At 44.8% G+C, this 12,249-nt stretch carries 15 protein-coding genes; 6 read left to right on the top strand and 9 right to left on the bottom strand.

The genetic code is table 11. The features are described from left to right. The first annotated feature begins 127 nt into the window (after positions 1-127). Positions 128-694, top strand: a complete 567-nt coding sequence (locus QUA24_RS08330) for an AAA family ATPase (protein WP_333228749.1) — start codon at positions 128-130, stop codon at positions 692-694. A gap of 228 nt (positions 695-922) precedes the next feature. Here QUA24_RS08330 and QUA24_RS08325 read toward each other — a convergent pair whose 3' ends face one another. Continuing rightward, a complete protein-coding gene (locus QUA24_RS08325; RefSeq protein ID WP_333228747.1) occupies positions 923-2,224 on the bottom strand; it encodes an NF041680 family putative transposase in 1,302 nt (433 codons plus the stop codon). 48 nt (positions 2,225-2,272) lie between these two features. On the opposite strand from QUA24_RS08325, the gene QUA24_RS08320 reads away from it, so the two are divergent. Together QUA24_RS08320 and QUA24_RS08315 are read left to right on the top strand one after the other, a co-directional pair. Beyond that, entirely contained in the window at positions 2,273-3,160 is an 888-nt protein-coding gene (locus QUA24_RS08320) for a ParA family protein (RefSeq protein ID WP_333228745.1), read from the top strand. Position 3,161: 1 nt separating this feature from the next. Continuing rightward, entirely contained in the window at positions 3,162-3,698 is a 537-nt protein-coding gene (locus QUA24_RS08315) for a hypothetical protein (protein ID WP_333228743.1), read from the top strand. 76 nt (positions 3,699-3,774) lie between these two features. On the opposite strand, the gene QUA24_RS08310 is transcribed toward QUA24_RS08315, so the two are convergent. From QUA24_RS08310 to QUA24_RS08300, 3 genes are all read right to left on the bottom strand, one after another. Further along, the gene (locus QUA24_RS08310; protein ID WP_190744088.1) at positions 3,775-3,969 is read right to left on the bottom strand and encodes a hypothetical protein; all 195 of its coding nucleotides are present in this window, start codon (positions 3,967-3,969) and stop codon (positions 3,775-3,777) included. Between the two features lie 142 nt (positions 3,970-4,111). Then, positions 4,112-4,324, bottom strand: a complete 213-nt coding sequence (locus QUA24_RS08305) for a helix-turn-helix transcriptional regulator (RefSeq protein ID WP_333228741.1) — start codon at positions 4,322-4,324, stop codon at positions 4,112-4,114. Positions 4,325-4,411: 87 nt separating this feature from the next. Further along, complete coding sequence (locus QUA24_RS08300) at positions 4,412-4,624, bottom strand: helix-turn-helix domain-containing protein (RefSeq protein WP_242717445.1); 213 nt, start codon at positions 4,622-4,624, stop codon at positions 4,412-4,414. A gap of 183 nt (positions 4,625-4,807) precedes the next feature. Here QUA24_RS08300 and QUA24_RS08295 point away from each other — a divergent pair, with 183 nt between their 5' ends. From QUA24_RS08295 to QUA24_RS08285, 3 genes are all read left to right on the top strand, one after another. Beyond that, a complete protein-coding gene (locus tag QUA24_RS08295) occupies positions 4,808-5,278 on the top strand; it encodes a hypothetical protein (protein ID WP_333228739.1) in 471 nt (156 codons plus the stop codon). A gap of 98 nt (positions 5,279-5,376) precedes the next feature. Next, a complete protein-coding gene (locus QUA24_RS08290) occupies positions 5,377-5,598 on the top strand; it encodes a type II toxin-antitoxin system HicA family toxin (protein ID WP_333228737.1) in 222 nt (73 codons plus the stop codon). Continuing rightward, positions 5,595-5,813 (top strand): type II toxin-antitoxin system HicB family antitoxin, encoded by a 219-nt coding sequence (locus QUA24_RS08285; protein WP_333078499.1) that lies wholly within the window; start codon positions 5,595-5,597, stop codon positions 5,811-5,813. Before QUA24_RS08290 ends, QUA24_RS08285 begins: the two co-directional genes overlap by 4 nt. On the opposite strand, the gene QUA24_RS08280 is transcribed toward QUA24_RS08285, so the two are convergent. The 5 genes from QUA24_RS08280 to QUA24_RS08260 form a co-directional block, all read right to left on the bottom strand. After that, positions 5,810-6,016: a hypothetical protein gene (locus QUA24_RS08280; protein WP_172190588.1), complete on the bottom strand. Its 207-nt coding sequence runs from the start codon at positions 6,014-6,016 to the stop codon at positions 5,810-5,812. The two genes, QUA24_RS08285 and QUA24_RS08280, sit on opposite strands and share 4 nt — an antisense overlap. A gap of 319 nt (positions 6,017-6,335) precedes the next feature. Beyond that, positions 6,336-7,658, bottom strand: a complete 1,323-nt coding sequence (locus QUA24_RS08275; protein WP_333228735.1) for a CO2 hydration protein — start codon at positions 7,656-7,658, stop codon at positions 6,336-6,338. Positions 7,659-7,835: 177 nt separating this feature from the next. Then, positions 7,836-9,389: an NADH-quinone oxidoreductase subunit M gene (locus QUA24_RS08270; RefSeq protein ID WP_333228733.1), complete on the bottom strand. Its 1,554-nt coding sequence runs from the start codon at positions 9,387-9,389 to the stop codon at positions 7,836-7,838. A gap of 107 nt (positions 9,390-9,496) precedes the next feature. After that, positions 9,497-10,216 carry a carbonic anhydrase gene (locus QUA24_RS08265; RefSeq protein ID WP_333228731.1) on the bottom strand — a complete coding sequence of 240 codons (720 nt, stop codon included), beginning with the start codon at positions 10,214-10,216 and terminating at the stop codon, positions 9,497-9,499. A gap of 104 nt (positions 10,217-10,320) precedes the next feature. Further along, on the bottom strand, positions 10,321-12,180 hold the full coding sequence (locus tag QUA24_RS08260) for an NAD(P)H-quinone oxidoreductase subunit F (RefSeq protein ID WP_333228729.1): 1,860 nt from the start codon (positions 12,178-12,180) through the stop codon (positions 10,321-10,323). Positions 12,181-12,249: the final 69 nt, after the last annotated feature.

Below are 12,249 nucleotides of genomic sequence, written 5' to 3'. Positions count from 1 at the left end.
GTCGCTTTTATCAACAAGGTATGCGGGCTGCAACCCTGATTCGGTCTATCTCCTAGGCCTCTTTGTCACCCCCCCAGGATCTAAACCTCATTTTGGGTAATAATAGAGAAAACCCTGAGTCTTCAACATGGTTCAACTGTCTTCTGACTGGAATAATGAGGCTTATGTGTCTCTGCATCTGGTTCAGACAATGCTGGAGATGGCGGGTTTGCCTCGCAAGAGTAGTTATTCTCACTGGATTCCAGAGTTTAAGGTTAAAGTACCTAAACTGACTGCCCATATTCAGATAGTTTGGACTCAAAAAGAGGTTGATTTCTTAGTAGAAGACTTGAGTCGGTATATTAACTTTCTGGTTGAAATTAAGACGGCTAAAACTAGACTTGATGCGGGAGCTCGCATTCAGCTACAAACGTATCTCAAATACTCTAATACAAGATTTGGGATACTGATCGATCCGTTTTTAGTGGAGATTTACGAATATACACAAGGACTCGCAACTCTAAAGTGTAAGCACAATATAGAAAACCCAGAACAACTTCAACCAGTAGCAAATTTCGTTAGAAATTTTTTGGATACAGTTAAAATGCGTACAATTGCAATTTACACAGCTAAGGGTGGAGTTGGCAAAACCACGTTAGTTGTTAACATCGCTTATGAATTACTGGAGTTTAGACTAAAAAACGATCGCATCTAAAAGTACCTGCCTTTCAACACCGGGCAAGTTATTAGACCTCTTGCAAAATAATTTTGTGCTATTATAGAAAGTTTAGCCAATTTTATAATCTAGCAGGCCCGGCAAGTTTAAGGAGATGCCAATCAAGACAATAATTCAAAGTTTGACCTAAACTTGAGCAAACCTTTAAGGATAACACATATTTTTTTTGCAAGAGGTCTATTGCTCAACAATTCCAAATAGAGGAGATTAAACAACTAATCTTGAGGACTTTTTGCGTCGAGAGACTCGTTTTTTGACAGTGGGATATCGTGGTGCCGATATCCGTACCTTTCCTGTTTCCCAACCAGGAGATTTTCCCCTCGGTTTAGGTAGTTTCGTCGGAGTACCAATGTCAACTAAAATCGATAACATTGATTGGGCAACACGTCCAGGAGTTAAATCGATCGTAGCAGATTGCCAAGGCAGTCGATTTTCTTTAACTAAATCCCTAGCCAGCCAGAGTTGCCAACTCATCAAGGGCATTAAATCACTCCACCGCTCACCTTGAGAGGGAGTTCTCAGGTTAGGCAATGTCCAATGTAATCTTTGCTTGGCAAAGCGATACCAATGATCCACTCCAAAACGTCGTAAATACTTAAACCAAACTATTTCTAAAGGTAGAGTTCGTTTTCCCACCCAAGCCAACCACAAGGGTGGAAACGGCTGACCGTTTGACATGGGATTGAGTCTTTCGATGAGAATTAAATTGACAGGATGTTCAGGGGCGCGATAAAAATGTAAGTCAAGCCATTGACGGACTCGGACTTGTCCCAACTGTGGATGAGAGTCAATTTCGCTCGCAGTATCCACTTTGAGCCATGTGGTTGGGTCATTGAGTCTCATTTTGGACCCGTGTTTTCGCGGTCTACCGCGACCACTATAGGCTGGTGGTGCTGACCAAAAACAAGCATTCTTTCGGACTCTCATTAAGCAATCAGCTTGAATATCTGCTTGCGCTAATACCCAAGTTGCATTGCCATATTCTCGGTCTAAGACTGCTAATATTGGGTTGACGCTTTGTTCGCAAACAAGTTTGAGTTGGGAAGCTGCTTGAAGTATGGGTGAAGACCCACTACTAATTCTTTCATGGAGTAGGGGTAATGCCCAACTTCCTTGTTCTTCAGGTATCCACGCAATTGTACTATATCCCTGTCCAACAATGCAGCCTTTCTGATATTCATGGGTTCTGTCTTTTAATGTTTGAGCGTCAGGTCTCGCCCATGCAGTGTGGTCAATTGCCACTAATATATGTTCTGTTCTAGGTACTTGCTGCTGTAATTGCTCTTGATACAGCATCATCAGTTTTTTCCGGTCTGGTCTACAGTCTTGTAAGGCTTCATAGACGCTTGACCATTGACGATTGAATAGCGGACTGAGCGAAAATTCCGCCAAACAAGCCGCATTCCTGGTTGTCATTACTGCATCCATCAGCTCGAATGTTGCATCTTTCGCCAGCACTAATAACTCGTATGCTGCTTGACGAAAGTCTTTTAATCGTTCACTGTTCATTAAGGGAGTGGATAGGTTTTCTTTTCACCCTTATTCTCTCCCAGCGCGGTGGCTCTAGTTCTTCTGAAGCCACCTTTCTCATCTTTATTTAGTCTAAACTACAGTGAATTAGCCAAAATAGGTAATAGAGTTTTAGTTGTTGACTTGGATGAGCAAGCCAATGCTAGTCTATCTTTGGGAGTTAATAAAGCTGATGAGTTAGATAAGGCTACAACTTTGAAAGAGTTCGTGCAAATCTTAGATTCTTTGAAGGAACGAAAAGAATTGATAAATTTTCTCAAAGAATACGATCAACCTGGATTTAAACCTAATGAATATATTCAACCTTCAGCTTTGAATAAAATATTAAGCCTCCATAATCAGGCAAACGGTAAAATAGATGTTCTCCCAAGCAGCTACCAAACAACCGATAGTAGCATCTTAAGCTTGGGTTTATATTGCAATAAAAAGCTCGATAATGCCCTGAGAAAAACGGGTTTATCAAAAGAATATGATTATGTAATTATTGATACGTCACCTAGCTTGACTGCTGTTAGTCAGAACGGTCTCCTTGCTGCTCAGTATATCATTATACCTTCACAAATGGAGTATTTCTCAGTATATGCAATTAGGAGACCCATAAAAAATGCAGAAGAGATTCACGACGATACCAACGGTAAGAGAGGAAATATCTTAGGAATAATTCCTATGATGGTTGAAAATGTCAATCTACACACTACTATAAAATCTTTAGTTTCTAAGGTATTTAAAGATATCCCTCTTCTTCCAGAGATAAAGCGAGCTACCGCTGTTGGTCAAGCTTCTCATGAGCGCAAACCTCTTTCTTTATTTGCTGAGCAGAATAAAGCAGCGAGTAGTGTAGCAACACAATTTTCAAATTTGACAAAACAAATTGTCAAGCAAATAGATCACTTAGAAAGGAATAGCAGTAAGTAACATGGTCAACTTTTACAAAAAAATTGAGAGCCAACCTTCTTTTGTAGTCTTAAATCAGATAGAAATTGCTAGAGAAAATTCAGGCACTTCAACCTCAATCATCAAAAAAGTTTCGCAATCTCTAACAGATTGGAACTTTAACCTATCTCTGCCGATTGTTTGTCTCACCGATGAAGAAGATCACTACCATTTGTTAACGGGTTTACCCATCTATGAAGCAGCTAAGGCAGCTAATCTAGTCAGGCTGTGGGTGTTTGTGATTGCAGCCAAACAACCAGAAGCAGAAAAGGCTATTGAACAAGCTGTTTTGCAGTCAAAGCTGAACGAAAGAGTTGTTGAGCCTCAAGACGTTACAGATTTCTTGGATTTTATTAACAATCCAAAATCGGACCTTACCTCAATCCCTGGAGTTAAAGATGGATACGCAAAGCTGATCCGCGATAAGCGTGTTTACAGTTCACTGGAAGATATACAGAAAAAACTAGGTGCTAAGCGGGGCTTAAATTGGCTAAGAGCATACAAGCAATCAAGAAGCTAAGCTGGCCAGTTCTTGAAGTTTTGAGAAGTGCGATCGCCCTTTTCACTTCACCAAAAGCGCGATCGCCATTATCCCCTCAAATTTCACCATTCACCTGCATCTGATGCACTTTATCTGCCAACTCTTGCAAGCGCTTTTCGTCCAACTCGTCGATCGCCAGCATCCCGACATAGATGATTTCCTTCAGCGTTAGCCGGGTTGCTAGCGCCTTTTTCTGCACAAGTTCCTTAATTATGGGGCTAACCCCAATGGCGGTACTGGCTCTAGTCACAAAGGTAACGGGAGATTAACAACTTTGACTAAATCTTAGCACCTTTAAGCTGAGCTTTTATCTGCGGTGCAAACTGCTTAAGCGCGTTTTGACAAGATGGAACACTAGGGTTTATAGTGGAAACGTGGAAAGGCCGATCGACTTATTCCTCAATAATCTCCACCAAGTCCTCAATCATGACATCAAAGGCGCGCGCTAACTTGTACAGGGCGGTAAAGTCAACCATTAATATTTCTGAACGACGAGCATAGCTGGTTATGGTGCTGTAGATCACGCCCGATCGCTCAGCCACCTCCTTGAATGTCCAGCCCTTCTCGGCCGCTAACTCTCGCACTTTTACTCTAACTAAACCCATACTTGATAAAAAATGCAGTTGCGTTTTAAGATAATTGCATCTGAAAAAGCTATCGCCCTCCGGTCTAGACAACTTAAGGCCGATCGACTATTCCTCTAAAACCTCAACCAAATCCTCAATCATCACATCAAAAGTGCGAGCTAACTTCCGCAGCAAAGTAAAATCCACCGTTGTCAGCCCTGGACAACGGGCATAATGCTTGACAGTGTTGTACATTACCCCAGAACGTTCTGAAACTTCCTTGAATGTCCAACCTTTCTCTGCAGCTAGTTCTCTGACTTTAATTCTTACTAAACCCATGCTTGACAATGGGTGCTATAACACCTTAAAATAAATTCATCTAAAAAGCCGACCGCCCTCCGGCCTGGAAAACTAAAGAGCGATCGTCTGTAAAACCTAATCTGGACAGATTATTTCTTTCTATCAAAAAGTGCATTTGCCATATCCAGAAGTCTACTAACCATATCCAGAGGTGTACTAGCCATGATATCAGAAACTCCGGCAAAATCGCGAACGATCGCAGAATCGAGAATAATTCACAAATCGCCAATCCTGCATCCGCTGGCGAGATTCGTTACCGAAGAAACAGTTGCACTCCTGTTCAATATCTCAGCAGAGGAGATTTACCGCATAGAATGCTGTCACTACATGGTGTACGTACACGCTAAAGGCATCAGCCGCTTCGTTAGCTACGCTGATTTTCCTCCTATTTTACAAGTACAGCCGATCGCACTTCAAGATTTTGGCAGATGGTACAAACGCTGGAAAAGCAAGCAAGCACCAGCATTTTGGACTAAATTCTACACGTACAAGTTCAAAAAAGCTGTTTCAGTTGACAGCTTGCTAGAGTGGGGCCAATTGGTAGCTACTGTTAAATCGGTCATTTCTGGGGCCGCGCTGCAACAGCTACGAGATGTCTATACCCAAGAAAAAGATTTGATGGAGAAATTTTAAAGTGCGATCGCCCCGACGTGCAACTGCGAGAATAGGCCAAGGAAAAATTAAAATAAATTGCTAAATAAGAAAATGGAGGTAGAAAATGGACAATCACCATGCCTATAAAAATTCGCGAGTTAAAAGCTCAGATTACCCGTGAGGGCTTTATTTATTTGCCAAGACGGGGAAAAGGCAGCCATGAGAGATGGCAGCATCCTTTGATTGGGAAGACATTAACAATTCCAGGCAAAGACGGAGATGATGTGCCACGCTATTTAGAGAAGCAGTTGGCTATATTGTTAGCCGAACTCGACGAGTTAAAGGAGGAAGATTCATGAATCGATACAGTATGATCGTCCAATGGTCTGACGAGGATCAACTTTTCCTCGTGACGATTCCAGAGTTTGCCGAGCGCGTTGTCATGCCCTGTACCCACGGCCAAACCCGCGAAGAAGCCATCCGACATGGCGAAGAAGTGCTCGAAATGTATCTAGAAGCTTGGCAGGAAGAAGGTGAACCCATCCCCGCACCTAGCATTCTTCAAATTGCCTAGAACACCTCATCTTCGATTCCCAGCCACCATTCCCCCAGATTCATTAAATCTTTGTGAAGGTCAGTAAGTTCTGTCATATACTCTTCAGCAGAAATCTCCGATCGCCTTTCTTGCAATTTTTTCAGCCGCAGTTGCACCAACAGCCAAGGTTTGGAAATCCCGTCCTTTGCTTCGATATATTTGGCTAGATCTTTGCTGTCCATAGTTATTGGGGAAGGGGCATCGGGCATCGGGCATCGGGCATTGGATCTTCGACAATTTTACATTTTAGATTTTCGATCAACTGGTAATTTTAATCTAAAATCGGATGGGGTCTAGTAATCGGTAATCATTAAGCTGTCACGCATTTAAACCACTAACGAGGCTTGTAGGGTGCGTCAAGAGTGAACACTTACGCGAAGGATGCGGGAAACACTTCTGTACTGACGCACCCTACTATCGTCTTTTAAATGCCGAACAGCTTAGGAGTTTTTGCAATAACAAATTCCCGATGCCCGATGCCCCATTCCTAATGCACGATGACTACCTATAATCCGAAGTCTGAATATTCTTGAGCTTCGCAGCATATTTCATACCGTATTCCGGGCGACAGAAGCGATCAAGCTGAGCCTCAAAGAATGCCCTATTTGCCTTCAAATGCTTCGGATTGGGGTCATCCAAAGGATACAAAAGAGCCGTCCGCAACGCTTGAAACACTGCCGAAGTAACGCAGTACATCGATCGCTGAAATGTGACTCCAATTTGATTGAGAATATCATCTTCGCCGCGACAGCGCTGTTTGTAGAAATCCATCAAATAAGGCGGCAGGAAATGCAGCATATCTTGTGCTAGCAAAGTCGGCGGAATCCCCGCCGTACCTACCGGGAATTTGTCTGCATACAAAACTCCGTAGTGGAAGTCTTTTTGGTCGTCAGGAACTTCCTTAGCTTGAGCATTGTAAGATTTGGTTCCTCGGAACGGTGAAGTGCGATAAAATACAGCTTCCACGTAAGGTAACGCTGCTTCATAAAGCCAAGTGAAACCCTTAGATTTGGGGATGATTTCGTAGGTTTCGCCGTCGATTTGAACGTGGTGGTAAATCGGGCGTCCGGCGATCGCAAATATGCCATTTACTAGGAAATCCATCGCCTGTGGGACTGTGGTAACTTTCCCTTCGTCGTACAAGTCGGAAACCTCAAAAAACACCGGCGCCATGACTTCCCAGAATAAACCGAGATTGCTGTAATAAGACATTTGGCGGCACTGTTCTAAAAACATTTCGGGAAATGCTTTGTGAAGTGCCAGCATGAACGGGTCTTTTTTGAAGTAAGCTTTAATTGCCCGATCGGCATTAGCCTTATATTCGTCACTGTCCAAATAAGGATCGAATTGATTGGTAGGCACGTACAAGCCCCGGTGCCAAAGCATTGACCTCATGCACTCTTCGGCAAATTCCATGTTAATGCGATCGTGCCACAAATGGTGAAACAGCCGCGGGAGTTTACCAGTTTCACCCTTCTCCATGAACTCCAAGAGTTCCGGGTGAACGCTGCCAGTCCCGCGCCAAATCCGCAAATCTGCACCGTCACCTGCATAGTGATTTTGTAAATCTAAATACTCTTGGGGTAAAAAGTATTTAAAGAAAGGAAGCGGGTGTAAAAATACCCGTTCGGCGATGTAAAGCAAGTCCCGCCAGTAAAAGTCCATCGGCACCGCGTAAGCTTTCCAAATAGCGATGATTTGCATCAGATTTTCCGGCGTATCTGGAATCATCGCACCGCCTGCTTCTAGCCTGTGAATTACTTCGGCAAATTCGTGTTTAGAAGGAGGTAGTTTTGTTGCTGGTTTATTAGGGGTTTGTACCATTGTTTCTTCCTTTGATTGGGTGAATCTAAATATTTTGAATTATTGCAAAAAGCTGCGATTCTTTAACTGGTTTTCCGGCTCTGCTTGGGAACCGATATCCAGGCCGGCAAGCCGGAAAATAGGAGGCAGATACTCTGGATCTGCGTTTCCAGGCAGAGCCTGGAAACGAGTAAATGCTTAGTCTGCCGAGGCGGACTTCGTTTGTGTAGACGCGATTTCGATATCCAAGTGCTCTAGGGGATAGCTAATAGCAACTTGGGTATTTCTGTCAGCCGGCAGAGTAGCAACGATCGCATTTGTAGTAGATTCGCTCCACTTGAGCAGCCAAGCAGGTTGAATTCCCAACACAAAAATGATGCCCGCCAAAACCAGCGCCGGCATATTTTCAGCAAACATAACTGGAGGGTAGTAAGCCGTGGCATTGTCCAACTTCCCAAAACAGGTGCGGTTGAGCAGAATCACAAAGTAAACTGCTGTTAAACCCGAAGCTAAAATGCAGAGTAAAGTTGGAATTGGAAAGATCGAGAAACTGCCTTGAAACACTAAAAATTCGGCAATAAAACCCACCAAACCGGGAATTCCGGCGCTTGCCATGCCGCCCAAAACTAACAGGGAACTGGCAGTGGGTAAACCCCGCATCGGGTTCATCAAACCGTTGAGTACGTCCAAATCCCGCGTGCCAACTTTGGTTTCGATGATGCCTACCAAATAAAATAGCAAAGCTAAAATTAAGCCGTGGCTTACCATTTGCCCGACTGCACCGATTAATGCCAACTTCGTACCCGCGGCGCAGGCAACGAGGATGTAGCCCATATGCCCGATCGAACTATAGGCTACCATGCGCTTGATGTCTTTTTGGGCGATCGCGCTCAAAGCCCCGTACATCACGCTCACAGTCCCAATAATCGCTAAAACCGGAGCTATAATCGACCAAGTTTCGGGAAACATCTGCAAGCCAAACCGTACTAAACCGTAAGTTCCCAACTTCGCCAGAATCCCTCCCAGCAAAATTGCTGTTGCTGGCGAAGCTTCGACGTAAGCATCCGGTAGCCAAGTGTGCAGCGGCACCAAGGGAATTTTAATTCCCAACCCAATTAGCAAAATTGTTAGCAGGATTAACTGCAAATTTCTCGGCAATTCTTTAGTAGTAATCGCACTGTAATCGAAATTTAAAGAACCGCTCAGCCAAGCCACACCCAAAAATGCTGCCAGCACTAAAAGTCCCGAAACTGCCGTGTAGATCAAAAACTTCATGGCAGCGTATTCCCGCTGCTTTCCGCCCCAAATCGCAATCAACAGGTAAAAAGGAATTAATTCTAGTTCGTAAAACAGTACAAACAGCAGCAAGTTTTGAGACATCAAAGCTCCCGCCACACCAGCATTGATTAGCAAAATCAAAGCGTAGTAAAGCTGGGGGCGCTCCATCTTTTCGCCAGTGCCGTAAATGACTAATAGCGTTAACAAAGCACTTAAAACCAGCAGCGGCAAGGACAAGCCGTCAATGCCCAAGTTGTAGCTCAAACCTAATTGTGGAATCCAAGGCAAATATTCTTGAAATTGCAGTCCAGAATTGGCTGGATCGAATTGAGTCAACAGCCAGATATTCAAAATGAAAATAGCTGCCGCAAAAGCCGAGGCTATTGAACGCAGACGCATCCCATTGAGATTTCCGGGCAGGAACCCGACTACCGCAGCGCCCAACGCGGGCAACCAGAGCAAGGCACTAAGCATAATGTGTGAAGAGTGAAGAGTAAAGAATCTATTTTGTCGCCTATTCTCTTTGATAACTTGAGAGTTTATATGTTAAAGTTTCCCCCAATCATCAATCTCTAATTGCATCACGACTCAGGAATAATAGTGACGGTTCCGGTATCTAAATCGTAGTATCCACCCACAACTTTCAGTTTATTCTCTTGAATTAACTTAGAGATAACTGGAGAGGCTTTCAGCCTGTTAGCTTGCAGCATAACATTCGCTTTGACGGCATTTTCTAGACTATCGCCCGGTTGGTTTTTCGAGCTTTCTACAGCCGGCTTAATAGCGTCGATCAAACTTCCAATTTGACCGGGAACTTGAGATCCTTTGATGGTTGCGTCTACCGCACCGCACCTTTCATGCCCGACTACCATAAGCACTTTTGCTCCCAGTACCAGCGTGCCAAATTCCAGGCTGCCAATTTCTTCTGGGGTAGCAACATTTCCGGCCACGCGACAGACAAATAAATCTCCAAATCCTTGATCGAAGACAAATTCCGAAGGAAAGCGGGAATCTGCACAGCCGAGAATAGCAGCAAAGGGTTTTTGAGATTTGGCAACTTCGGTGATGCGCCCAAAGTCTTGGTGGGGACTTTGGCGTTTTCTGTCAACAAACCGCTTGTTGCCGTCCATTAACTTTTGCAGAGCTGCATCGGGAGTCGAGTCATTTTGAGCAATTGCCGGTTCGGGTGCAGCCAAATCAGCGCCTGCTCGTGCTGCGAGTATCCCTGTACCAATAGCACCTGCGACAAATTTGAGGGAATTGCGCCGGGAAAGATTGAATTGTCTGTGGTTTGACTTCATTTATGCTGCCTTATTTGAACGAGTTTGAAATCTTTGTTCAAGACTTCATGTTTTTAAGATTTTAGATGAAAACTGTCACCTAAAATCTTCAAGCTTATATTTCTTTACCCGCCCACAATCAGCGACAGGCGAGCTAGCAGTGGCCAGCTTATCAGCAGTCCCAAAACTGCCACTCCGAACAGAATTGTCAGGGCGTAAAACTGAGTTTGACCGTTAACGTTGTATTTGAGGCTTTGCCCGCCTAAAACCGTTGCAAAACCGACTAAATTTACGAATCCGTCAACAATATTGCGATCGAACCAGGAGATGATTTGAGCAACTAAACCGACTGCAAATATCACTGTGACGCGGTAAAGTTGGGCAGTGTAAAAGTCGTAGGCAAAAAAGTCTTGCAAAGCTTCAGAACCAATTCGCACAGGTTTTTCCCATTTCTCGTTCAGGTAAACAAATGCTCCGGCACCGATGCCGATCGCCGTTGACAAAACTAGCAGTCCAGTGGCGGTATAATTAAAACTCGCCCCAGGCAATAACTGCCACGTCGCCAGCACGTGCGGAACGTGCAAAGTAAAGCCCATTAAAACAGTCATCGGCAAGATGAAAGGCCAGTGAACTTCTGGCGAACGTTCGGTCATTTGCTTTGGTTTGCCCCCAAAAACTAAACCAAAGACGCGCACTAAGCCAAAAGCAGTGACGCCGTTTACAAACAGCACTATTCCTAACAAGAAAGGGTGAGTTTGCCAAAGCCAGGATGTGAAGTCTTCTAAAGCCCAGAAACAGCCGAAGGGCGGCAGTCCCACCAATCCCGCGCTACCGACAATAAACGATATGGCCGATATCGGCCGCTTTCCCCACAAACCGCCGAGAGCTCGGACATCCTGAGTGACGCTGTTCCAAACTACCGAACCGATGCTCATCACCAGCAAACCCATTGCTAAGGTGTAGGCAAATATCAATGTCAGGGCTGTCTGGGCTTGCCCGGTGCCGACGGCGATAAATACTAAGCCCATGTAAGCGCTGACTATATAAGAAAGCGTGCGCTTGATGTCGATTTGGGCGATCGCAATTAATGAAGCACCAACCGCCGTCGCAGCGCCTACAATAATAGTTGTCTTCAGTCCGATTGGCGACAAAGCAATCACCGGCTGCAACTTAATCAAAATCCAAGCACCAGTTTCCACAACTACGGTGTTCCGCAAAATTGTCGCCGGCAGCGGGCCTTCCATCGCCTCATCCAGCCACAGGTGCAAGGGAAACTGAGCGCACTTACCCATCGGCCCGGCAATCAAAGCTAAGCTCAACAGCGTCGCTACAGTAGGGTCAAGCTTTGCAGTCTGAGCCCAAACAGCCAACTCGTCAAAATTCCAAGTTCCAGCCAGCGGCAGAATTGCGACTACTCCCATCAGCAGGAATAAATCTCCCACCCGCTTGGTTAAGAAAGCGTCGCGGGCTCCTGTCACCACCAAAGACTGATTGAACCACAGCCCGACTAGCAGGTAAGTACCCAAAGTCAGAACTTCCAAAATCATGTAACTGAAGAAGAGAGAATTGCACAGTACCAAGCCGCACATCCCCGCTTCAAACAGCCCCATCAAGGAAAACAACCGAGCCCAGCCCCAGTCCATTTCCATATAACCGAAAGCATAAATCTGCGCTAGCAAGTTCAGTCCGGTAATTAAAACTGTCGCCCCGACGGTGACAGCAGAGATTTCAACGGGAATGGTTAAGTCTAAACCTGCTACATTCAGCCAGGGAATGAACTGGTGTTGCGCTGGTTGGTTCCAAATAGCTGTGAGGGCGATGACGCCGTGTAAGAAAGCGAACAAGGTTAAGATGGCGTTCACGTAACCGGATGGTCTTGGCCCCGTGCGACGGGTAATTGCCGGAAACCACAGCATCGACAGAACTCCACCGATGAGTGGATAGCAAGGTATAAACCAAACCGTCTGGAGTAAGATTTGAGCCATTGGCATTACCTGTAAAGGTTACAAAAATTTAAAATTCTGAGAATAATTACGATCGCGCTGACGACAGCA

The organism is Microcoleus sp. Pol12B5 (assembly GCF_036701335.1).
Lineage (GTDB): Bacteria > Cyanobacteriota > Cyanobacteriia > Cyanobacteriales > Microcoleaceae > Microcoleus.
This window is presented reverse-complemented; position numbering and strand designations above follow the sequence as displayed.

Coding starts and splice junctions, on each gene's coding strand:
- QUA24_RS08330 (WP_333228749.1), top strand. CDS start 128: ATGGTTCAACTGTCTTCTGACTGGAATAATGAGGCTTATGTGTCTCTG.
- QUA24_RS08325 (WP_333228747.1), bottom strand. CDS start 2,224: ATGAACAGTGAACGATTAAAAGACTTTCGTCAAGCAGCATACGAGTTA.
- QUA24_RS08315 (WP_333228743.1), top strand. CDS start 3,162: ATGGTCAACTTTTACAAAAAAATTGAGAGCCAACCTTCTTTTGTAGTC.
- QUA24_RS08305 (WP_333228741.1), bottom strand. CDS start 4,324: ATGGGTTTAGTTAGAGTAAAAGTGCGAGAGTTAGCGGCCGAGAAGGGC.
- QUA24_RS08300 (WP_242717445.1), bottom strand. CDS start 4,624: ATGGGTTTAGTAAGAATTAAAGTCAGAGAACTAGCTGCAGAGAAAGGT.
- QUA24_RS08295 (WP_333228739.1), top strand. CDS start 4,808: ATGATATCAGAAACTCCGGCAAAATCGCGAACGATCGCAGAATCGAGA.
- QUA24_RS08290 (WP_333228737.1), top strand. CDS start 5,377: ATGCCTATAAAAATTCGCGAGTTAAAAGCTCAGATTACCCGTGAGGGC.
- QUA24_RS08285 (WP_333078499.1), top strand. CDS start 5,595: ATGAATCGATACAGTATGATCGTCCAATGGTCTGACGAGGATCAACTT.
- QUA24_RS08280 (WP_172190588.1), bottom strand. CDS start 6,016: ATGGACAGCAAAGATCTAGCCAAATATATCGAAGCAAAGGACGGGATT.
- QUA24_RS08275 (WP_333228735.1), bottom strand. CDS start 7,658: ATGGTACAAACCCCTAATAAACCAGCAACAAAACTACCTCCTTCTAAA.
- QUA24_RS08270 (WP_333228733.1), bottom strand. CDS start 9,389: ATGCTTAGTGCCTTGCTCTGGTTGCCCGCGTTGGGCGCTGCGGTAGTC.
- QUA24_RS08265 (WP_333228731.1), bottom strand. CDS start 10,216: ATGAAGTCAAACCACAGACAATTCAATCTTTCCCGGCGCAATTCCCTC.
- QUA24_RS08260 (WP_333228729.1), bottom strand. CDS start 12,180: ATGGCTCAAATCTTACTCCAGACGGTTTGGTTTATACCTTGCTATCCA.